This is a genomic window from Martinezella sp. CNPSo 3964 (assembly GCF_057784375.1).
Map to the genome: position 1 here is coordinate 179,803 of NZ_JBXSOW010000012.1, position 21,184 is coordinate 200,986.

Genomic DNA, 21,184 nt, shown 5'->3' on the forward strand with positions numbered 1-21,184 from the left:
CCAATACGGCAGACCGTGCTTCATCCGCGCGCCGCAAAGATACTCTTGCAAAAGCACGTTGCTTTGATTAATCGTTTAATCAAGGAAACCAGAGTGGACTCTTGAATGAGCCAGGCACGCCCCTCTTCCATTCGCGAAATCGCAACCAAGCTGGGTGTCTCCACGGCAACGGTCTCGAATGCCCTGCGCGGCACGGGGCGGGTATCATCAGCCCTTGCGGAGCAAATTCGGCTGGAAGCAGACAGGCTCGGCTATGTGCCTGACCATACGGCACGCGCGCTGCGCACCGGCAAGAGCAATACGGTCGGCCTGCTGGTTCCGAACATCGGGCAACCTCTGTTTCCTGCCTTTGCCCAGGCCATCGAGCGGGCAGCCAAACGGCGCGGCCTTGCCGTCTTGATCGGCGACAGTCAGGGCGATCCGCAACAGCAGGACTTCGAAATCAGAAACATGGTCGCCCGCGGCGTCGATGCGCTGATCGTGATACCGACGCGCGGCACGACCATTACGCAGGCGGATGTTCCGATTGCCGTCATCGACAGCGCTGCCACAACAGGCAATATCGCTGCCAGTGATCATCGCGAGGGCGGGCGCCTGATTGCCCGCCATCTGCTCGCGCTTGGTCATGAGAGGCTTCTTATCCTCGCCGGTCCTGAAAATTCGCTGGTCGCGCGCGAGCGCGTCGAAGGCATGTGCGAAGTCTTCCGCCAGGCTGGGGTCGAACCGGCATTGCAACACAGCGATGCGACTTTCGAAGCAGGCAGCATCCTCGGCCGCGAGCTCGATCTGCGGCATTTTACGGCCTGTGCCGCCGCCTATGACGCCCTCGCCATCGGCTTTGCTATCGCCGTCAAGGACAGGGGCTGCAGCATTCCGGAAGACATGTCGCTCACCGGTTTCGATGATCTGATGTGGGCGCAAATCGTCTCTCCGCCGCTCACGACAGTCCGGCAGGACCTGGAAGCGGTCGCGAACCACGCGCTCGCCTTCGTTGCCGGGGAAACCGGGACCAGCGGAATATTCCCGACGAAACTTGTCGTGCGGCAGTCGACCGCTCGCCCATCCGCATTTGCCAAGGGAGGCAAACATGCCGAATGAACCCCACGACCTCCATTCCTCCGAACTGCGCGATCGTGCCGTGCGGGCGGCACTGGGGCTTGAGCCGTTCGATGCGCTGATTACCGGCGGAACGTTGGTCGATGTCGCGACCTCGGAGATGAGGCCGGCCGACATCGGCCTTGTCGGTCCCTTGATCGCGAGCGTTCATCCCTCCGGCACCAGGAGCGACGCAAAGCAGATCGTCGATGCCTCGGGACGATTCATCACGCCCGGATTCATCGACACGCATATGCATGTCGAAAGCTCGATGGTGACACCAAGGCGATATGCCGAAACGGTCGTTCCCCAGGGTACGACGACGGTCTGCTGGGACCCGCATGAAATCGGCAACGTCGCCGGCCTCGACGGTATCAGATGGGCACTTGAGGAAACACGGCAATTGCCGCTGCGTTTCCTGACCTTGGCGCCGTCCTGCGTCCCTTCGGCGCCCGGTCTCGAGCTTGCGGGCGCGGAATTCCGCTCCGGCGAAATGGCAACCATGCTGAGCTGGCCGGACATTTCCGGCGTCGCCGAAGTGATGAACATGCGCGGCGTCCTTGAGCGCAGCGAGCCGATGCGCGGCATCGTCGAAGCCGGACTTGCAAGCGGCAAGCGTGTCTGCGGCCATGCCCGCGGCCTCGAAGGCGCGGAATTGCAAGCCTTCGCATCCGCAGGCATCCAATCCGATCACGAGCTCACCTCGGGCGAGGACCTGCTTGCGAAATTGCGAGCCGGCTTTACCGTCGAGTTGCGCGGCTCCCATGATTATGTCCTGCCGGGTGTGATCGAGGCGCTGAAAAAACTGCCGCATCTGCCGCAAACACTGACGATCTGCACCGATGACGTTTTCCCTGACGACCTCGTAAACGACGGCGCGATGTCATCCGTCCTCAGGCGTCTGATCGGCTATGGTATGAAGCCGATCGATGCGGTGCGAGCCGCCACGCTCAACGCCGCCATGTGGCTGAACCGCTACGATCTGGGGCTGGTCGCGCCCGGTCGCCGTGCAGACATCGTCATCCTCTCCGATCTGGAAAAGATCGCGGTTGACCGCGTCTATGCATCCGGGCGCGAAGTTGCCAGAGACGGGCGCCTTACTGGAAGCAGCAGGAGCGTGGCCTCGAATGCCTATCGCGACACCGTAAAGCTAGAACGGCTTTCTGCTGCCGACTTCGCGATCAAACTGCCGGGCGCGACCGAGGTACGCGTCAACACCGTCGTCAGTCCGCGCTTCACGAAATGGGGAGAGGCGGTCGTCAAGGTGGACGGCGGCAAGCTCGTACTGCCTGACAATACGCTCCTGATGGCCGTCATCCACAGGCACGGAAGGAAGGACCCGACACCCGTCATCGGCATCCTCGAAGACTGGGGTCATTGGCGTGGCGCCCTGGCGACGACGATTTCGCATGACAGCCATAACCTCACCGTCTTCGGTCGCGATCCCGCCGATATGGCCGCGGCGGCCAATGCCGTCATCGAGGCCGGCGGCGGCATGGCGACGGCAGCCGACGGCAAGGTCACGGCCGTCCTCCCCCTGCCCGTCTGCGGATTGCTGTCGGATGCGCCTGCAACAGCGGTGGCCGACGATTTCGCCAGGCTGCGCGCGGCAGCCGATTCGATCGCCGACTGGATGCCGCCCATTCGCACCTTCAAGGCAGTCGTCGGGGCAAGCCTTGCCTGCAACCCCGGCCCGCACGTCACCGATCTCGGACTGACCGACGGAACCACCCAGGAGATCAGACCGCTTCTGGCTACAAGCCAAAATTGAGGTCACCTGCCAAACGGCAGCATTTGCCGACTTAGGAGATATACGCAATGACCTCAAATACAAATGTCGGGCAGCCAGGCGACACATCCGAACCGGGGTGGAAGACTTACTTTCGCATGCGTGAGCGTAAGACCAATACGAAGACGGAAGTCATTGCCGGGATGACGTCCTTCCTGGCGTCGGCCTATCTTCTCGTCGTGATCCCCTCGCTTCTGTCTGCGGGAGGTATCGACCGCGCTGCGGCAACGACGGCAACCATTCTCGTCATCATCGGCGCGACCCTGTTCATGGCGCTTTATGCCAATATGCCCTTCGTTGTGGGGCCGGGCATCGGCGGATCGGTTCTGGTGGGGCCGACGATGGCGGCGGTGGAACACATCCCCTGGCAGACAGGTCTTGCGATCTCCTTCTGGTCGAGTGTCATTTTCGTTCTGCTGACGGTGCTTGGCGTACGCCAGGTCATCGCCCGCATGGTTCCGGCCCAGATCAAACTCGGCCTCGGCGCAGCGATCGGATTGTTCATCGCGCTTCTTGGATTCAAGAATGCCGGCCTCGTCGACGTCAACGCCAAGAGCCACGCTCTGATGCTTGGCTCGTTCAACTCGGGACAGGCGATCATTGCCGTCTTCGGCATCTTCCTCGCGGTCTTTCTGCGTGGGCGCAAGGTGCCGGGACCGATCCTCTGGGCCATTCTGGGCAGCACGCTGCTCGGCATTCCGCTTGGCGTTACCAAGGTGCCTGCGACACTCTTCGGTGCCCCGCATGGCATCTCAGAGATCGGCCTCCAGCTCGATTTCTTCGGGGCGCTGAAAGTAGAACATTTCCCCTATCTCTTTGCCTTCTTCGCATCCGAGTTCTTCTCGACCCTGGGCACGACGCTTGCCGTTGGTGCCAAGGCCGGTCTGGTCGACGCGGAGGGCAACATGGCGGATCTGGGCAAGCCGTTCCTCGTCGATTCGATTGCCGCAACAATCAGCCCGCTGCTCGGCATTCCCTCGGCCACGGCTCTCGTCGAGAGCGCCACCGGCGCAGAAGCCGGTGGCCGCACCGGTTTTGCTTCGCTTGCCACCGCAGCCCTTTTTGCCCTGACTTTGCTTTTTACCCCGATCGCGCTGATGATTCCGGCAGCGGCCACGGCACCCGCCCTGATCCTCGTCGGCATGTCGATGTTCAGCGCGCTGAAGCGCGTCGATCTGGAGAATTTCTCAGACGGTCTTTCCGCCCTAATGATGGTCCTGCTGACCCTGGTTTCCAACAGCTTCGGCACCGGTATTGCCGGTGGACTGCTGTTCTACGTCATCGTCAAGGTCTTGTCCGGCGAAGCAAGACAGGTCTCCATTGGCATGTACCTTCTCGCCATCCCGCTTGCCTATTATTTCTGGACCGTGGCTGCTCACTAAGCGGCCATAAATCCAGAAATTCCGCAGCGGCGATCCAGCATGAAACTGCAGACCGGCGACCTGATCGGCGATGCCTGTCGATAGGGTTTGGCGCGTCCTCTTTTCTGTCACATCCATGTCATGAAATACGCCGACACCTCATGCCAAATCAGGAGCGGGTATCGACATGGATTATTTCAGACGTTTCAACTTTCTGTTCGCAACGCCAACCTTCGACAATGAGGATCTGGAAGGCGCCCGCTACAACCAGATCGTCGAGGAGATCGAACGTTCCGGCTTCGAGGTGGTGCGTGCGCGCAATCTCGAAGATGCCGAGATCGCAGTGCAGACGGACGCCGCCATCGGCTGCATGCTGGTCGACTGGGGCAAGAAGGGGCTCGAGGGCAAGACGGCCTCCCTTATCAACCTCATGCGCCGGCGCGGCCTCGAATTCCCCATCATCCTGCTGATCCGCCGCAAGCGCTTCGAGGACGTGCCGGTCGAGGTGCTCGACTTCATCGACGGCTATGTCTTTCTGTCGGAAGAAACGCCTGCCTTCATCGCAAAAAGCCTCATCAGCCGGCTCAAGCAATATGCCGAGACGCTGAAGACGCCGTTCTTCGGCGCGCTGGTCGATTATGCTGAAGAGGGCAACCATCTCTGGACCTGCCCCGGCCATAATGGCGGCATCTTCTATAGCCGCAGCCCGATCGGGCGTGTCTTCATGGAACATCTCGGCGAAGCGGTCTTCCGCGACGACCTCGACAATTCCGTGCTCGATCTCGGCGATCTTCTGACCCATGAGGGGCCTGCGCTTGCCGCGCAGAAGGAAGCGGCCAAGATCTTCGGCGCCGAAAAGACCTATTTCGTGCTGAACGGCACCTCCACGTCAAACAAGGTCGCTCTGTCAGCCCTAGTCACCGACGGCGATCTCGTGCTGTTCGACCGCAACAACCACAAGGCCGCCCATCATGGCGCCCTGATGATCTCCGGCGGCATTCCGGTCTACCTGCCGACGATACGCAACGTCTATGGCCTGATCGGCCCCATGGATTTCGCAACCATGGACGAGGACGCCCTGCGCGAGCGCATTCGCACGCACCCGCTCGTGAAAGATCCCGAAGCCTACAAGAAGCCGCGCCCGTTCCGCGTCGCGGTCGTGGAACAGTGCACCTATGACGGCACGATCCACAATGCCGAGATGATCCTCAAACGCATCGGCCATCTATGCGATTACATCCTCTTCGACGAGGCATGGGCCGGCTTCATGAAGTTCCATCCGCTCTATGCCGGGCGCTTTGCCATGGGTCTTTCCGACCTCGGCCCGGATGCGCCTGGCATCATCGCTACCCAATCCACCCATAAGCAGCTGGCAAGCTTCTCGCAGGCTTCGCAGATCCACATGAAGGATCGGCACATCACCGGCCAGAAGCGCCGCGTCGAGCACCGCCGCTTCAACGAAAGCTTCATGCAGCACGCCTCGACCTCGCCCTTCTATCCGCTGTTTGCCTCGCTCGACGTCGGCGCGCAGATGATGAAGGGACGCTCCGGCGAGGTGCTCTGGGACGACACGATCCGCCTCGGCATCGAGCTGCGCAAGAAGATCCGCGCCGTGCGCCGCGAATTCGAGGAGAAGGAACATCGCCCCGAGCGACGCTGGTTCTTCGAGCCCTTTGTGCCGGATCGCGTCGCGATCCCCGATGTGTCAAGCCCGGGCGCCGTGCATGACGTAGCGTGGGAGAGTGTCGCAACTGACCAGCTCGCCACCAATCCCGCTTTCTGGCATCTGACGCCCCATGCAGCATGGCACGGCTTTTCCGGAGTGGAATCGGGCTTTGCCATGACCGATCCGAACAAGCTGACCCTGCTCACCCCCGGTTTCGACCGGGTGAGTGGCAAATACACGGAGCATGGCATACCCGCGCCAGTGGTTGCTCAATATCTACGTGAAAACCGCATTGTTGCGGAAAAGAACGATCTCAATTCGCTGCTGTTCCTGCTCACCCCCGGTGTCGAGGCCAGCAAGGCCGGCACCCTGATCAGCGGCCTTGTCGCCTTCAAGAAGCTTCACGACGACAATGCGCTGCTGGAAGAGGCAATTCCGGAATTCTATCGTCGCCGGCCTGGCCGTTATGCAGGCGTGCGTCTGCGCGACCTTTGCGCTGAAATGCACAATTTCTTCCGCCAGGCCGATGTCAGTGCGCTGCAGACAAAGCAGTTTTCCGCCGACCACCTGCCGCCGATCGCCATGTCGCCGCACGATGCCGCACGATGCCTCGTTCGCAACGATGTGGACTATCTGCCGATCGACGCCATTGCCGGCCGCATCGCAACGACGCCCTTCGTCGTCTATCCGCCGGGAATCGCGACGATCGTGCCCGGCGAACGCCTGACGGAGCAGGCCCAGCCGATGATCGATTATCTGAAGATGTTCGAGACCTGCTTCAATACCTTCCCCGGCTTCGAGGTGGAAATCCAGGGGGTCTATCGCGAGATTGATGCATCCGGCAAAATCCGGCTCTATACCTACGTCGTCGCGGAATAGGCTTGGAAATTCAGGTTCGAACATGAAGCAGGATAAAACAATCATCGTTCGCCCGTCCCGGGAGAGCGACGTCGATGCCATGCTGGCAATCTATCGCCGCCACATTCACCGTGGCGTCGAGGCCGGGGTGGACGATAGCGACACTCCGCAGCCCGACGATCTGCGCGAGCGACGCAAGAATTTGAAGGACCGCCGCTTCCCGCATGTGGTGGCGATCGAGGGTGAAAAGGTCGTGGGCTATGCCTATGTGGTGCTGTTCCGCAAGCGCCCTGCCTATCGCTACACGGTCAAGCACTCGATCTATGTGCATCACGACCATGTCGGCCAGGGCGTCGGCAGCCTGCTCATGCGCGGGCTGATCGACGCCTGTGCGGCTGCCGGGTTCCGTCAGATGATCGGCTATATCGATGCCGACAATGCCGCCTCTCTCGCCTTGCACGAACGTTTCGGCTTCGCTCGGGTCGGCCTGTTGCCGGCAGTTGCCTATCGTTACGGTCGCTGGGCCGATACCGTGATGGTCCAGCGTTCGCTCGGTCCCGGCTCGACCACACAGCCGCCCCCGCCGCCGCTCTCCACCCGGTGAGACAGGGCGAGTTGCTGCCCGCCCGGCAAAGCTTCGCGCTTATGCCGGGCGTCGCGTCGAAGCGGGCCTGAAACCCAACACGAAATCCACGACCTTCGATGAGGCCATTTCGCAAGGCTTGAGGGTGAGGCTTGCTCTGGATAGCACATAGAGATTGAAGCTGACGATGTCGGCCCCGCCAAGCTCTTCACCGTAAGGCCAGACCCGTTTCCCATCGGCCGATCGCTTGATCGTCACACCCCAGGGGCGACCTTGAAAACGCCCCTCCGAATAGCCGTCAGGTAGCGTCGCAAGCGCATGTTCGAATCCAGACAATTCGGCCGGCAGCAGCTGCGGCGCCTTATCCGTCATGGCGCAAGGCATTCGTCGCATATGCCGCAGCCGTCCTCATCCATCTTCCGCGCCGATCGCGTCCTTCGACAGCAAAGACATGCGATGCCGTCCGCACGGGACTCCTCGTCGCGCTCAGGCGGGAGGATCTCCATATGCAGGTCGGAAAGCGGATCGGTTGCGATTTGGCCCATCTTGAGGCTCCGTGTGGGGACCGACTAGAGATAGGAAGCCGCGGGCGCATCTCAAGGTGGCGTCCACGTCATGGCTGGCATGCGGCGATTTCCCTGCCTCTCTCCGGCAAGGCAACAGAGCCGGTTTGATATCGTCATGCAGGATGATATGTTCTGCATTTGTTTCAGCTTCTACAATTGAAGGCCCGTGCTGAAACTGCAGTGTGATGACCGAGACCGCCATGAACGACACGAGCTCAAGCCCCATCCGAAAGATCATCCATGTGGACATGGATGCGTTCTATGCGTCGGTTGAACAGCGAGACAATCCGGAGCTGCGCGGCAAGCCGCTTGCGGTCGGCGGGTCCGCGGCCCGCGGCGTGGTGGCGGCCGCAAGCTACGAGGCCCGCGCCTTCGGCGTTCACTCCGCGATGCCTTCGGTCACCGCGAAGCGCAAATGCCCGGACCTGATTTTCGTGCCGCCGCGCTTCGACGTCTACCGGGCGGTATCGCAGCAAATCCGCGAGATCTTCGCCGAATATACTTCGATGATCGAGCCGCTGTCGCTTGACGAAGCCTATCTCGACGTCACCCAGAACCTCAAGGGTATGGACATCGCCACCGAGATCGCGCTGGAGATCCGCACGAAGATCAAGCAAGTCACCGGGCTCAACGCCTCGGCCGGTATTTCCTACAACAAGTTCCTCGCCAAGATGGCAAGCGACCTCAACAAGCCGAACGGCCAGGCAGTGATCACGCCGAAACATGGGCCGGCATTCGTCGAGACACTTCCCGTCAAGAAGTTCCATGGCGTCGGGCCGGCAACAGCCGAACGGATGCACAAATACGGGATCGAAACCGGGCTAGACCTGAAGTCGAAATCCCTCGCCTTTCTGCAGGAGCATTTCGGAAAGGCCGGTCCCTATTTTTACGGCATTGCCCGCGGCATCGACGAACGGCAGGTAAAACCCGACCGGGTTCGCAAATCCATCGGTGCGGAAGATACGTTCGCCGAGGATATCGACGATCTCGCGCTGGCGACGGCGGAACTGCGCCCGCTTGCGCAAAAGGTCTGGCGCTATTGCGAAACAGGCGGCATCAGCTCCAAGACGGTGACCGTGAAGATCAAATATTCGGATTTCACCCAGGCGACGCGCAGCCGGACAAGCGCCTATCCGGTTGCCGACATGGACGAAGTCCTCCAGATAGCATCCGCACTTCTGGCGACCGTCCACCCGTTCGCACGGCCAATCCGGCTGCTCGGCATCACACTTTCGTCTTTGACGAACCAAGAGAGCGACGACGCTGGAGCACAGTCCCAGCTCGATCTCGGCATCTGAGAGGACCGACCTTCCTTCCATCGCTGAGGATAGTGCCCCTAATTTGTTTACCTTGCGCGGCCAAGTACGCGAACGAGGAAAGCTAAACCGTTTCCTCAGCCGAAGGTGAAGGCATAGGCCTGGGCGCCGGGGTCGAGAAACTTGATCTCGAACGTATGATCCGACACCGGGCCACTCGCACGAACGAGCTGGTAGAGCTTTTGCCCCGTCACCACGCCATTGCCGTTTGCGTCCGTATCGACGCCATGGCCGTCGCCCGGCGGCTTGCCATCGACGGTGATCTGGAAGCGCACCGGCTTTCCGTCCGCCGATGGTCCAAGCACCAAATGCAGGTCGCGCGCATGGAAACGGTAGTAGAGCCGGCTATCGGCGCTGTTTGAGGTCGCCTCCTGCGGGCCGACGGTCCAGTTGCCGGCAAGGCCCCATTCGTTGAGTTTCGGCGTCGCGGCAGCGTAATCGTGGGACGCATCGTTGACCGTGCCGGCATCGTCGACGAAATTCTGCGACCGCAGATAGCCGACATAGGTTTCCGGTGACTGGACGTCGGCCTCGTTGGAGGCGGCCTCCGCCCCCGTCGCCTTGACGTTCACGATGTCGCTGGCGACATTGCTCTTGCCGGCTTCCGCGAGAAGCTGCTGGATCACCCTTTCGGATTGATCGTAATCGCCTTCGCCGAAATGATGATGGCGCACCTGCCCCTGTGCATCGATGAAATAATGGGCGGGCCAATATTCGTTGTCGAAGGCGCGCCAGATCGCATAATTGTTGTCGATCGCAACCGGATAGGTGATACCGAGATCGGCAATGGCCTTCTTCACATTGTCGACGTTCTTTTCGAAGGCGAATTCCGGTGCGTGCACGCCGATGACGACGAGGCCCTGATCCTTATATTTCTGCGCCCATGCTTCGACATAGGGTATCGCGCGCAGGCAGTTGATGCAGGAATAGGTCCAGAAGTCGACAAGCACGACCTTGCCCTTCAGGCCGGTAGCCGTCAGCGGCGGCGAATTCAGCCATTGCACCGCGCCATCGAATGAAGGAACGGGACCTTCGACCGGCAGCTGTGTGACAGCAGGCTTTTGTGCAGTGGCCGCCGTCATGGAACCGTTGCCGGCCGCTCCGTCAGGCTTTGTGCTCATCATCGCCGGATTTGTCGCGCTCATCATCGCACCGCCATCACTCTTCATGACGACGGATGAGGGCTTGTTCGGGTCTTGGGCGTGGAAACGGTCGATGAGGTTCTGTTCAAGTGATGCCGTGCTTGCAAGCGACGCCTGCGTCAGCAGGCCGGTATCGAGCCCCATGGCGATTGCGACGACAGCGACCAGCACGGCAACGCCGACGCCGCGGCGCAGCCACTCGCCGATGCCAAGCGATTGCTTCATCGCCTGATAGACCCGGCCACCGATCAGAAGCGCAAGCGCAAGTGATGTGGCAGCCCCCAGCGCATAGGCGAGCAGCAGCAATGTCGTACCAACGCTTGCCCCCTGCAGCGCGGCTCCCGTCAGGATGAGGCCGAGCACGGGACCGGCGCAGGGTGCCCAGAGCAGGCCGGTCGCCACACCCAGCAACAGCGATGCAACAATCGTCGACCCACCGCTGCGGCTCGCACGATCAGCCGATTGCGACAGCCGCGCGCCGAGCGAGACGAGCGGACGCGTCAAACGATCGGACAGCGATGGAAAGAGAAGAATGATGCCGAAAACCGCAAGCAGCGCCATGGCCGCATAGCGCCCATATTCGTTGGCCGTTACGGCCCAGCCGCCGCCGAAGGCAGCAAGCGTCGCGACCGCCGCAAAGGTGGCTGCCATGCCGACCAGCAGCGGCAGCGTGCTGCGCAGGAAGGGCTGGCCCGCCCGCGCGAAGACGAATGGCAGAACGGGTAGGATGCAAGGGCTGACAATCGTCAGGACGCCGCCGAGATAAGCAAGGATGAATAGAAGCATCGTTCGGTCTCTGATCGTTCAGGCAGCAGCCCTATGGAATGTCATGGCGACGCCGTTCATGCAGTAGCGAAGGCCGGTCGGCTTAGGCCCGTCATCAAAGACATGCCCGAGATGACCGCCGCAGCGGCTGCAATGCACTTCGTTGCGCACCATGCCGAAGGAAGTATCGCGCGATGTCGCCACGGCGCCGTCGAGCGGCGCCCAGAAGCTTGGCCAGCCGGTGCCGCTGTCGAATTTCGTGGCCGAGGAAAACGCATCCTGATTGCAGCCGGCACAGGCGAAATTGCCCTTGCCATGCTCGTTCAAGAGCGGGCTGGTGAAGGGGCGCTCGGTTCCCTCTTTCCTCAGGACGGCATATTGGTCCGCCGTCAAGATCTTCTGCCATTCCTCATCCGTGTGAGAAACAGGGAAATTCACGGCGGTTTTGGCAGCGGCCGTGCCGTAGCCCAACCGCAGGCCGATGGCGCCAAGAACCGTTGCCAGAAGCACTCCTCGTCTGTTCAGCATCGCACCGTTCTCCTTCAGCGGACAAGCCGAGCTCACAGGACATCCAAGTCCGATATTGCTTCGGCGACGGGGCGTGTCCCGTCGCTATGGACTACGGAAAAGAGGGCCGTTTTGTTACACACATGCCGATGAGAACACCGAAACGTGAACAGTCTTCATTCCGCCGCCAGGGGCGCAGCAATGACGGCAACGAAACTCGCCAGGCTTGCCGAGCGCAACGGCAGATACGGCTTGTCGCTATCGCGGCAGAGCCGCTTCACCATGTCGGCCGCCGAATGGCTGATGCAGTCGACTGGGAAAACGGCTGATGACGCCCGTCCGACCAGCGCGGGCAACAGGGAGAGATTGTCCTCGACACCGCCATCGTGAAACAAGAGTTCAATGTTGCGCCCTTCGGCAAGCTTCCGCAGGCGGTCGAGGAGGTTCGGGCGACCGCCGACATAGAGCAGCGTCTCATGCCGAGTCGAACTCCCGGCGATGACAGGATCAGCAGCCGCTGCAATAGTTGCCTCCAGCAGATCCAGCTCGCGCTTCAATGCCAGATTCTCGTCTGCGAAAGACGATAGCTGCGACTGGGTTTCAGCAAGCTTCGCTTCCGACTGGGCAAGGCGTTTCTCGTAGGCTTCCGAACGCTCTCCGGCTGCCTGCAGCTTCTCAGACAGCCTTGCATCCTGGCGCTGCCCCGCGCTTGCAGAAGGGATTTCGCCGGCCGTCGCCTGCACGCGCCGCAGGCTCTCCTCCAATTCATCGAGGCGCTTCTGCAAAAGGATGTTGTCTTGAGCCGCCGCCTGGAGGCGGACTTCCTGGCGGAGAATCTTCTCATCTCTCGCCTCGACATCCAATTGCAGCCGACGCAGGCGCGCGAGATCAAGCCGGCTGGAGCTGCCGACGAGATGCGACAGCATGTGCACTTCGCCAAAAATATCATTCATCAGCGGACGATCGCTGGCCGGGTGGCTCATGGCCGCCCAATAGGCTCCTGATATATCGCCGTCATCGACAGCCTTGTCCCACTGCGCCTTGATCTCCGTCGTTGTCGCAAGCTTGGCAAACTGCTTGAGGATACGCTCGTGACGGCGATCGAGCGCCTTGTTCAACAGCTTGGCGGCGATATCACGCTGGCCGGCGGCCCGGACACCGCGGCTGTGCAGGGCATGGTCGGTCGCCACCTTCGTATCGATATCGCCCACTTTCGCCAGTACCTGCCGGAGCTCCGTCGTCGTCAGGCATGTGCCGACGATGGAGCAGTGGAACATCGGCGGCAGTTCCCAGGTCTTCAGCCGCTGAGTCCTGACCGCCGCCGCCGAAAGAGCGGGCCGCTCATCCAGCCGCTGTTCGACGATCGGAAGCGCAAAGGGCCGTTTATGATTGAGGAGAACCGACATATGAGCACTAGCGTTATATTTCTTCGAATATTACGCTAGTGCGTCTTTCGCCAACAGGCAAGCCCGGTCATCCAAACCGACACCATCAGGGCCAGACCCGCTCCTTCAGCCAACCCGCCTTTTCCCGCCTGTATCGCAGGCGATGGTGCCGCCGCTCGCTATCGCCCTGCCAGAACTCGACCTCATGCGGCATCACGATGAAAAGTGCCCAGTTCGCAGAAACGAGATCGGGCTCGTCCTGCAATCGCCGATGCTGCAGTGCCAATGCATCGTCGAGTTCCTGGGACGAGCCGAGAACCTCGCTCTGTCGCTCGGTCAAGGCGACGGCCTTGGCGCCTGCCGCGCGTGCACGAAAATCGGCATAGCGCTCATGGGCTTCGGCCTGAAACGCCATGCCCCGCAGCCGCACCTGCCGCCCAAGCTGCGGCCAATAGAAGGTGAGCGCCACGGAAGGATTGGCGGCGATCTGCCGGCCCTTCGGACCACTGCCCGTCGTTGCGAAGTGCCAGCCGCGTTGGTCGAGGTTTTTCAGGATGAGAACACGGGCATCCGGCACGCCATTCTCGTCGACCGTGGAAAGCACCATGGCGTGCGGTTCCTTGATCTCAGCCTCGATGGCATCACGCAGCCAGGTTGAAAACAACTCTCGCGGCTCGTCCGGCGTCAAATCCGCTTCAAACGCCGGAAACGGCCCTGCCAACGATTTCAATATGCGCAATTCGTCTCTCACGGCATTCTCCTTATGGTCTGGCAATGATGAGCCGCAGCGACCCCTCAAAGAACGGCTGTGTGCGGAGGATGCCATAACGGCGATCCCAGGATCCATCGGCGAGATCGCGGCCGAGCTCATCGACAAAACGTTCACCAACGGAGGCGTCGACAAAGCTCCATGCCGAATTGGCAAGCCGCGCGCCGGGATCGAGCATTCGTTCCGGCCTGCCATAATAGGCCTCGCCGAAGCCATCGACGCAATTCAGCGGGATGGGCACTGCCTTGATATCCACATCGCCACCGAGGGCCGCCGCTATCATATCCATAGCCGGATAACGTCTCGCCTCGACAGCAATCATCTCCGGCGCATAGGCATGCAGCCAAGACCGCTCCAGCAGATCCGGATCACAGCTTAGGACAAGAACAGGACCGCGCGTGACACGACGCATCTCGGCAAGCCCTTGGCTGAGATCAGACCATTGATGCACAGTGAACGTCGCCATGGCAGCATCGAAACTGCGATCGACAAAAGGAAGATGTTCGGCCGTGCCGTCGATCGCGACAGGAAGATGCGCCGGCCGCTGGGCGCGCATGGAGGCGGAGGGCTCGATAGCTGTCACCTGCCGATCAACCGGCTCATAGGAACCAGCTCCCGCACCGACATTTAAGACGGTCTTGGCCTCGCCGAGAGCAGCGCGGATGAATTCGGCGATATGGGGGTCCGGCTGGCGGTAGTTGGTATAACCCGATCCGATGACGCCGTAGTTCGCATCGCCTGCGCTGCCGTCCTGATGTCTGCCTTGCATGTCCTGTCTCCGTGGTATTTTCGGACAAAGCTTCGCCACCTGCGAAAATGCCATTGCATCGCCGCATCATTGTTCGGTATTCACATTGTCCATTCGTTTCGTCGGCAAGAAACACACTATTCTCTCGAAAGAAAAACGATATGTTCGAACAGTCAATGTTCGGAAAATGCACATGGCTAGACGAATACCCTCCCTGAACGCATTGCGCGCCTTTGAAGCGGCCGGCCGGCTGGGACGCATGACGCTTGCCGCGGATGAGCTGAATGTGACGCACAGCGCCGTTAGCCGGCAGATCCAGCATCTGGAGGATGTGCTCGGCATTCCCTTGTTCGAAGGGCCGAAGAACCGGCTGAGACTGACCGAAGGCGGGACGACCCTGTTGACAGGGCTCACGACCGCGTTCGACCAGATGGATCTGTCGGTGCGCGCCGTCGCCGACACCGAAGACGGTCAGCTCGATGTCTCCTGTCCGGGCACATTCACGATGCGATGGCTCATCCCTCGCCTCTACCGGTTTCAGGCGAAATACCCCAACATAGAAGTTCGTCTGTCGGCCTCGTCAAAACCCGTCGATTTCAACCGGGACGGCTTTGACGTGGCGATCCGGGTCGGTGTCGCGCCATGGCCCGCTGGTGCCGATGTGATTTCCCTTTTTCCGGAGCAGACGGGTGCGGTGCTTGCGCCGTCGCTCTATGTCGAGTCGACGCCCGCATTCGACGGCCTGCCTCAGCTCCACACGCGCACAAGGTTGCGGGCATGGGGTGATTGGCTGGCCCGCTCCGAAAGATCGGTCGCCACCGGGCCACGTGTCGAATACGAGCATTTCTATTTCATGTTGGAGGCGGCAAGCGCAGGCCTTGGCGTCTGCGTCGCCCCGTGGCCCTATGTCAGCGACGATATCCGCTTCGGCCGCTTGATGGCGCCCTATGGCTTCCTGGAAAGCGGCCACGAATATGTCGCGCTGCGCCGCGCCCGCCGGAACCGGAAATCCGCACTCTTCTGCGAATGGCTGCAGAACGAGACCGACGCCTATCTGCGCTCGAGCGCGCCACCGAGGAATTGATCCCCGATACGAGCGTGTTGCAGATCAGCCGACCGGAGAAAAGCCGGCTTTGCCGAGAATTTCCTGCCCTGTCTCCGACAGCAGAAACTCACGTAGACATTGGGTTTCGTCATCCGCGTCCCTTCGGATTGCCATGCCGTATTCAATAAGCGGCTGAAACTCGTCGGGGATATCGATGACGCTGAAAGCCGGATCGCCTGCCAGCAGGCGCGCATTCGAAGAATAGCTCATCATCAGGTCGACCACGCCATCGGCAATCAGATAGCCGCCGCCCTTGCCTGGCGGCGCCGGCGGCGAGTTGCGCCCGCCGACTAGTTGCCGCGACCGCGACTTGATCGCCTCGCCCTTGCCCGGATGCCGGGCTTCGATGCGGTCGAAAACCTCGAACGCATAGTCGCCACCCGGATCGTCGCCCGGCGTCGATGTGCCGATGCCGACGGCGGGATCGGACAGAACCGCGAGAAAGTTCTCCGTCGTCAACCCAAGATCGGCGCGCGAGAGCACGCAGAGCCGATTGCGGGCAAAGCAGACCGCATCTTCTGCAAGCCCCATCGAAACAAGCCGCTGCGGATGTGCCATGTTGGCGGATGCAAAGAGGTCGAAGCTGGTGCCCTCCTCGATCGTTTCGCGCAATAGTCCGGCAGGCCCCAGCGTCAGCGAAATGCCGATACCATATTCATGGCCGAAAGCACCGATGATCGCCGGAAAGGAATGGCGCAGACTGCCGGCCGACAAGACTTGAACTGCGTTGCTCACGGGCGATTTCCTTTCCTGTCTCGTTGCCGGAACAGCGGCACGAACGCGGTCTCCATGAGTTCGCCACTGCCGAGCGTCGCCGAGCGGACGGGAATACCATAAAGCGCCTCGAGATTCTCTTCCGTCATCACATCATCGGTGGTGCCGAAGACGGCTCTTGCCTCGTCGAGCATGAGCAGCACCTTGTCGGCGATGGCGACCGCGTGGTTCGGCTGATGCGTGGTGAAGGCAATCGCCAACCCCTGACGATCGGCAAGGGTTGCGAGCAGCGACAGCACGACATCCTGGTTCTTGAGGTCGAGCGCCGAGGCCGGCTCGTCAAGCAGCAGCACGGCGTTTTCGCCGGCCAGCGCCCGCGCGATCAGCACCAGTTGCCGCTCGCCGCCGGAAAGCGCTTCGATGTTGCGCGGCGCATAATCAGCCATGCCGGTGAGATGAAGCGCCTCCATAGCCTTCTCGACATCGACCTTGCGCGGTGTCTGGAACAGCCCGATGTGACGGGCACGCCCCATCAGCACCACGTCGAGCACGGAATAGGGAAAGGAGCCGGAAAACTCCTGCGGCACGAAGCCTGTCTGTAGGTTCAGCGTGACGTTGCCGACGCTCGGCTTCAAGAGCCCGGCGAGCACGCGCAGCAAGGTAGACTTGCCGCGACCATTCGGCCCGAGAATAGCTGTGATCTGGCCGGCGCGGAGATCGAGATGAAGATCGCGGAACTGCCAGCGCCTGCCATCATAGGTTTGGCTCGCGTTTTCGATGCGCAGCTTGACCGGATCAGAGACCACGCGCGCCTCGCTGAGTTTGCCTGAGCACCAAAACGAAGACCGGCGTGCCGATCAGCGCCGTTAGGATGCCGAGCGGGATTTCCGAGCTGGTCGCGGTGCGCGCGATGGTGTCGATGATGAGCAGGTAAAGCGCGCCGATCAGCAGGGATGCCGGCATCATCACGCGATGATCCGGCCCGACCAGCATGCGCGCCATATGCGGCACGACGAGACCGACCCAGCCGATAATGCCGCTGACGGCAACCTGCGCGGCGACGATGCAAGAGACCAGCACAAGGATCAGCCAGCGCAGCGGCTCGACATTGACACCAAGGGCACGGGCATCTTCATCGCCGATCGACAGCAGATTGATGCGCCAGCGCAGACCGAGCAGCAGCAGGCTGCCGATGACGACGGGTGCCGCAATCAGCCAGAATTTCTCCCAGTTCGCCGTCGCAAAGCTGCCAAGCAGCCAGAACACCATGGCCGGCAGCTTGTCTTCGGTGTCGGCGAGATATTGCACGAGACTCACCAGCGCTCCGAAGAAGCCGCTTACCACGACACCGGCAAGGACCAGCGCCAGGATATTGCGCCGCGCGACAATGCCATTCAGCGCGTAGACGATAACAAGCGCCGAAAGACCGAATGCGAAAGCGGAACTGAGCAGACCGTAGCGCGAGAAGCTTAGCAGGATGGCGAGCGTGCCGCCGAATGCCGCCCCCGACGAAACGCCCATCACCTGCGGCCCCACCAGCGGATTGCGGAACACGCCCTGCAGCGTCGCACCCGAGAGCGCCAGTCCGGCACCGGCAAGCAACGCCAGCAGGATACGCGGCATGCGCACCGTGAAGACGACGTTCGCCTCGGTCGCCGTCACGGGCACCGCCGGCGGTGAGATCGGCGACCAGAGGATTTCCACGACGCGCTGGAATGGAATATCGTAGCGGCCAACGCCGAGTGAAACGACGGCGACGATCAGAAGCAGGATCGCCAACGTGGCGATCGTTGCTCTAGACCCATATCGGCTGGAAGCCATCGCGCTCATTGCGCGGCGCGATAGTCGGTGCGGTAGAATTCCTTGTAGTAGGCGTCCGCTTGCCTCTGCATGTCGATATCCTTGAACCGCTCGGGATAAAGCTCCTTCGCCATCCAGAGCTCGCCGAGCGCCATGGCTTCCGGCATCGGATAGCCCCATGCCTTGGCATATTCCGGCATGAGGTAGATGCGCCCGCTCTTGACGGCATCGATCGTCTGCCAGGAGGCAGCCTTCCTGATCTCATCCACGACGGCCGGATAGCGCTCCTGAACGAAGATGACGGCGGGGTTCCACGTCAGCACGTCCTCCATCGTCACCTGCTTGAAGCCGCTGACCGAGCTTGCAACGTTGCGGGCGCCGGCGCGCTCCATCATCAGGCCGGTATATTTGCCGCGGCCATAGGTCGTCAGGTCCGGATTGGCCATATAGACCGGCACGCGCTTGTCCGCCGGGATATCGGCAAGACGATCGGCAACGAGTTTGCGGGTCTTCGTGGTCGCCGTAATCATCGCCTCGCCCTGTTGCTTGCGTCCGAGCACGTCAGCGATGAGGCGCACGCCGGTCGCAAAGCCGGCGTCGATTGCGGCTGGCTCATCCTTGACGGAGGGGTTGAGCTTGACGGCCTCTGCTGGCGGCACATCGAGCAGCGAGATCGCCACGACGGAAAGGCCGGCATCCTCGATCTGCTTCACCATATCGGCCGGCGCATAATTGGTCACGAAGACCACATCCGGCCTCAGCTTCAGAAGTTCCTCAATGTTCACCTTGGTCAGGCCGCCCGGCATCGGCAGATTGGGCAGCTGCGGTGCAAGCCGCACATAATTGGCACCGAGTTGCTTCTTCCATTCGTCGAGAACGCCAACCACCTTGTCCATCGCATCGAGCTGGACGGCGATATTGAGCGTCTGATGCTGCAGGATGACGACCCGGTTGACGGCATCGGGAATATGCACCTGCCGGCCGATCTGATCGGTCACGACACGGTCTGCCCAGGCGGAGGCGGAAAACAACAAGCTGCTGAAAATGATAGCGATTTTAACGAAAACAAGCAGACGTTGGCGCTGAAACATGGGATCCTCCTGAAAAGGTCCCAATCGCTATCATTATATTTCTTCGTATACAACGATCGCCAATCTGAAAACCAAGCCGCAAGCCGCGCCCTCATCAGCGCGGCGCGTCGATCTCTCAAGCCACCTGGAAAAAGTGACTGTCTCCCACCTGCTCGTATCTGCGCTTTGGTGGTTGGTAGTCGACTGTGCGGAACGGGCTCCCGATCTCCTCATTGGAGATGCGGCGCACCTTACGCCGCGTGGGATCGGCAACCGGAACTGCCGCCATCAGGCGCTTGGTATAGTCGTGCTGCGGGTTGTCGAAAACAGCCCGGCGAGGCCCGATCTCGACGATCTCACCGAGATACATCACCGCAACACGGTGGCTGATGCGCTCCACCACGGCCATGTCGTGGCTGATGAAGAGATAGCCGAGACCGTACTTCTCCTGCAGGTCCAGCATGAGATTGATGACCTGCGCCTTGACGGAGACGTCGAGCGCGGAAACCGATTCATCGGCAATGAGAAGCTTCGGCTCGAGCGCAAGTGCCCGGGCAATGCACACACGCTGGCGCTGCCCACCCGAGAACTCGTGCGGAAAGCGATCCGCCATCGAGGCCGAAAGGCCGACCCGTTCGAGAAGGCGGCCGACGCGATCCTTTGCCTGCGAGGCGCTTGCCAGCCCATGGGCAATGATCGGTTCGGCGATCGCCTGGCCGATACGCATGCGCGGATTGAGGCTTTCGAACGGATCCTGGAAGATCATCTGCGCTTCGCGCCTGATATCGGCGAGATCGCTCTTGCCGGCCTTCAGGACATCCTTGCCGTCGATGTGGATTTCGCCTGACATTGCCGGGGCAAGACGGATGATCGAACGTCCGGTCGTCGACTTGCCGCAACCGGATTCGCCGACCAGCGACAGGGTTTCACCCTGCCTGAGTTCGAGCGAAACGCCTTCGACGGCGTGGATGCTGCCGACGGTCCTACGCAGGAAGCCGCGCTTGACGGGAAAGCGGGTGATGAGGTTGTCGACCTTCAGGATGGGCGGCTCGCTGAGCTTTACCGTATCTTCGGTCGGCTTCACCGGCTGCACCTCGCCGGTCGCCATATCCACCTGCGGAAAGCGCAAGGGGCGGTCCTTTCCGGTCATCGAGCCGAGTTGCGGCACGGCCGAAAGAAGCGCGCGCGTATAGGGATGCCTGGCGCCGGCAAAGAGCGCTGCGGTCGTATCCGTCTCCACCTGCTCGCCGCGATACATGACGACCGTGCGATCGGAGATTTCAGCAACGACGCCCATGTCATGGGTGATGAAGAGAACCGACATCCCCTCTTCTTCCTGCAGCGTCTTGATCAGACCGAGGATCTGCGCCTGGATGGTCACGTCGAGCGCGGTCGTCGGTTCGTCGGCGATCAGAAGCTTCGGATCGCAGGCAAGCGCGATTGCGATCACCACGCGCTGGCGCATACCGCCGGAAAAATTCATCGGATAGTCGTTAAGGCGCGATTTCGCCGAAGGGATGCGCACCTTCTCAAGCAGGCGCACCGCTTCAGCTTCGGCCTGTGATTGCGACATGCCGCGATGCTGCACCAGCACCTCGGTGATCTGCTGGCCAATCCTCAGGACGGGATTGAGCGAGGTCATCGGTTCCTGGAAGATCATGCCGATCCTGTTGCCGCGGATCGCCTGCATATCGGCAAGCGGCAGGGACAGAAGATCGCGTCCCTCGAACTCGATCCTGCCTGTGATCTTCGAATTGGCTGGCGACAGAAGCCGCATGATCGACATGGCCGTAACACTCTTGCCGGAGCCGGATTCGCCGACAACAGCGACGGTTTCCTTCGGGCCGATATCGAAGCTGATATCGCTGATGACATTGCGCCACTCGCCTCCGACGCGAAAGGCCGTGTTGAGCTTGGAGATCGAAAGGATCGGTTTGGTCATGGC

The 21,184-nt window shown here is 61.1% G+C and carries 18 protein-coding genes; 7 read left to right on the plus strand and 11 right to left on the minus strand.

The genetic code is table 11. The features are described from left to right. The first annotated feature begins 105 nt into the window (after positions 1-105). From AC13Q5_RS29180 to AC13Q5_RS29200, 5 genes are all read left to right on the plus strand, one after another. Entirely contained in the window at positions 106-1,098 is a 993-nt protein-coding gene (locus AC13Q5_RS29180; protein WP_457893200.1) for a LacI family DNA-binding transcriptional regulator, read from the plus strand. Continuing rightward, positions 1,088-2,866 (plus strand): adenine deaminase, encoded by a 1,779-nt coding sequence (locus tag AC13Q5_RS29185; protein ID WP_488504049.1) that lies wholly within the window; start codon positions 1,088-1,090, stop codon positions 2,864-2,866. The genes AC13Q5_RS29180 and AC13Q5_RS29185 overlap by 11 nt, the downstream gene beginning before the upstream one ends. Before the next feature lie 47 nt (positions 2,867-2,913). Then, complete coding sequence (locus AC13Q5_RS29190) at positions 2,914-4,266, plus strand: NCS2 family permease (RefSeq protein ID WP_488504050.1); 1,353 nt, start codon at positions 2,914-2,916, stop codon at positions 4,264-4,266. Positions 4,267-4,432: 166 nt separating this feature from the next. Next, positions 4,433-6,790 carry an Orn/Lys/Arg family decarboxylase gene (locus tag AC13Q5_RS29195; protein WP_488504051.1) on the plus strand — a complete coding sequence of 786 codons (2,358 nt, stop codon included), beginning with the start codon at positions 4,433-4,435 and terminating at the stop codon, positions 6,788-6,790. A gap of 22 nt (positions 6,791-6,812) precedes the next feature. Continuing rightward, complete coding sequence (locus tag AC13Q5_RS29200; protein WP_075855073.1) at positions 6,813-7,373, plus strand: GNAT family N-acetyltransferase; 561 nt, start codon at positions 6,813-6,815, stop codon at positions 7,371-7,373. 39 nt (positions 7,374-7,412) lie between these two features. Here the strand turns inward: AC13Q5_RS29200 and AC13Q5_RS29205 are convergent, their stop codons facing one another. Continuing rightward, positions 7,413-7,736: a hypothetical protein gene (locus tag AC13Q5_RS29205; protein ID WP_488504077.1), complete on the minus strand. Its 324-nt coding sequence runs from the start codon at positions 7,734-7,736 to the stop codon at positions 7,413-7,415. 382 nt (positions 7,737-8,118) lie between these two features. Here AC13Q5_RS29205 and dinB point away from each other — a divergent pair, with 382 nt between their 5' ends. After that, entirely contained in the window at positions 8,119-9,216 is a 1,098-nt protein-coding gene (dinB, locus tag AC13Q5_RS29210; RefSeq protein WP_488504052.1) for a DNA polymerase IV, read from the plus strand. Positions 9,217-9,311: 95 nt separating this feature from the next. Here dinB and AC13Q5_RS29215 read toward each other — a convergent pair whose 3' ends face one another. The 5 genes from AC13Q5_RS29215 to AC13Q5_RS29235 form a co-directional block, all read right to left on the minus strand. Next, positions 9,312-11,162 carry a cytochrome c biogenesis protein DipZ gene (locus tag AC13Q5_RS29215; RefSeq protein ID WP_488504054.1) on the minus strand — a complete coding sequence of 617 codons (1,851 nt, stop codon included), beginning with the start codon at positions 11,160-11,162 and terminating at the stop codon, positions 9,312-9,314. 18 nt (positions 11,163-11,180) lie between these two features. Next, positions 11,181-11,669: a peptide-methionine (R)-S-oxide reductase MsrB gene (gene msrB, locus AC13Q5_RS29220; RefSeq protein ID WP_075855076.1), complete on the minus strand. Its 489-nt coding sequence runs from the start codon at positions 11,667-11,669 to the stop codon at positions 11,181-11,183. A 155-nt stretch (positions 11,670-11,824) separates the two neighbouring features. Further along, positions 11,825-13,054, minus strand: a complete 1,230-nt coding sequence (locus AC13Q5_RS29225) for a DUF2325 domain-containing protein (RefSeq protein ID WP_488504055.1) — start codon at positions 13,052-13,054, stop codon at positions 11,825-11,827. 85 nt (positions 13,055-13,139) lie between these two features. Then, complete coding sequence (locus AC13Q5_RS29230; RefSeq protein ID WP_457877596.1) at positions 13,140-13,784, minus strand: pyridoxine/pyridoxamine 5'-phosphate oxidase; 645 nt, start codon at positions 13,782-13,784, stop codon at positions 13,140-13,142. Between the two features lie 10 nt (positions 13,785-13,794). After that, on the minus strand, positions 13,795-14,571 hold the full coding sequence (locus AC13Q5_RS29235) for a class I SAM-dependent methyltransferase (protein ID WP_488504056.1): 777 nt from the start codon (positions 14,569-14,571) through the stop codon (positions 13,795-13,797). Between the two features lie 172 nt (positions 14,572-14,743). Here AC13Q5_RS29235 and AC13Q5_RS29240 point away from each other — a divergent pair, with 172 nt between their 5' ends. Beyond that, complete coding sequence (locus AC13Q5_RS29240; protein ID WP_457877594.1) at positions 14,744-15,634, plus strand: LysR family transcriptional regulator; 891 nt, start codon at positions 14,744-14,746, stop codon at positions 15,632-15,634. 24 nt (positions 15,635-15,658) lie between these two features. Here AC13Q5_RS29240 and AC13Q5_RS29245 read toward each other — a convergent pair whose 3' ends face one another. The 5 genes from AC13Q5_RS29245 to AC13Q5_RS29265 form a co-directional block, all read right to left on the minus strand. Beyond that, positions 15,659-16,390, minus strand: coding sequence for a molybdate ABC transporter substrate-binding protein (locus AC13Q5_RS29245; RefSeq protein WP_488504057.1), 732 nt, complete (start codon positions 16,388-16,390; stop codon positions 15,659-15,661). Further along, entirely contained in the window at positions 16,387-17,175 is a 789-nt protein-coding gene (locus tag AC13Q5_RS29250; protein ID WP_488504058.1) for an ABC transporter ATP-binding protein, read from the minus strand. The genes AC13Q5_RS29245 and AC13Q5_RS29250 overlap by 4 nt, the downstream gene beginning before the upstream one ends. After that, positions 17,165-18,190: a FecCD family ABC transporter permease gene (locus AC13Q5_RS29255; protein WP_488504059.1), complete on the minus strand. Its 1,026-nt coding sequence runs from the start codon at positions 18,188-18,190 to the stop codon at positions 17,165-17,167. The genes AC13Q5_RS29250 and AC13Q5_RS29255 overlap by 11 nt, the downstream gene beginning before the upstream one ends. A gap of 5 nt (positions 18,191-18,195) precedes the next feature. Next, the gene (locus tag AC13Q5_RS29260) at positions 18,196-19,260 is read right to left on the minus strand and encodes an ABC transporter substrate-binding protein (protein WP_488504060.1); all 1,065 of its coding nucleotides are present in this window, start codon (positions 19,258-19,260) and stop codon (positions 18,196-18,198) included. A gap of 115 nt (positions 19,261-19,375) precedes the next feature. Beyond that, on the minus strand, positions 19,376-21,181 hold the full coding sequence (locus AC13Q5_RS29265) for an ABC transporter ATP-binding protein (protein WP_488504061.1): 1,806 nt from the start codon (positions 21,179-21,181) through the stop codon (positions 19,376-19,378). Between the last annotated feature and the right edge of the window lie 3 nt (positions 21,182-21,184).

Excerpts from the sequence above, each read along its gene's own strand:
- AC13Q5_RS29225 (WP_488504055.1), bottom strand. The coding sequence starts at position 13,054 with ATGTCGGTTCTCCTCAATCATAAACGGCCCTTTGCGCTTCCGATCGTC.
- AC13Q5_RS29240 (WP_457877594.1), top strand. The coding sequence starts at position 14,744 with ATGGCTAGACGAATACCCTCCCTGAACGCATTGCGCGCCTTTGAAGCG.
- AC13Q5_RS29185 (WP_488504049.1), top strand. The coding sequence starts at position 1,088 with ATGCCGAATGAACCCCACGACCTCCATTCCTCCGAACTGCGCGATCGT.
- AC13Q5_RS29265 (WP_488504061.1), bottom strand. The coding sequence starts at position 21,181 with ATGACCAAACCGATCCTTTCGATCTCCAAGCTCAACACGGCCTTTCGC.
- AC13Q5_RS29190 (WP_488504050.1), top strand. The coding sequence starts at position 2,914 with ATGACCTCAAATACAAATGTCGGGCAGCCAGGCGACACATCCGAACCG.
- AC13Q5_RS29235 (WP_488504056.1), bottom strand. The coding sequence starts at position 14,571 with ATGCAAGGCAGACATCAGGACGGCAGCGCAGGCGATGCGAACTACGGC.
- AC13Q5_RS29205 (WP_488504077.1), bottom strand. The coding sequence starts at position 7,736 with ATGCCTTGCGCCATGACGGATAAGGCGCCGCAGCTGCTGCCGGCCGAA.
- AC13Q5_RS29215 (WP_488504054.1), bottom strand. The coding sequence starts at position 11,162 with ATGCTTCTATTCATCCTTGCTTATCTCGGCGGCGTCCTGACGATTGTC.
- dinB (WP_488504052.1), top strand. The coding sequence starts at position 8,119 with ATGAACGACACGAGCTCAAGCCCCATCCGAAAGATCATCCATGTGGAC.
- msrB (WP_075855076.1), bottom strand. The coding sequence starts at position 11,669 with ATGCTGAACAGACGAGGAGTGCTTCTGGCAACGGTTCTTGGCGCCATC.
- AC13Q5_RS29195 (WP_488504051.1), top strand. The coding sequence starts at position 4,433 with ATGGATTATTTCAGACGTTTCAACTTTCTGTTCGCAACGCCAACCTTC.
- AC13Q5_RS29200 (WP_075855073.1), top strand. The coding sequence starts at position 6,813 with ATGAAGCAGGATAAAACAATCATCGTTCGCCCGTCCCGGGAGAGCGAC.
- AC13Q5_RS29255 (WP_488504059.1), bottom strand. The coding sequence starts at position 18,190 with ATGGCTTCCAGCCGATATGGGTCTAGAGCAACGATCGCCACGTTGGCG.
- AC13Q5_RS29180 (WP_457893200.1), top strand. The coding sequence starts at position 106 with ATGAGCCAGGCACGCCCCTCTTCCATTCGCGAAATCGCAACCAAGCTG.
- AC13Q5_RS29260 (WP_488504060.1), bottom strand. The coding sequence starts at position 19,260 with ATGTTTCAGCGCCAACGTCTGCTTGTTTTCGTTAAAATCGCTATCATT.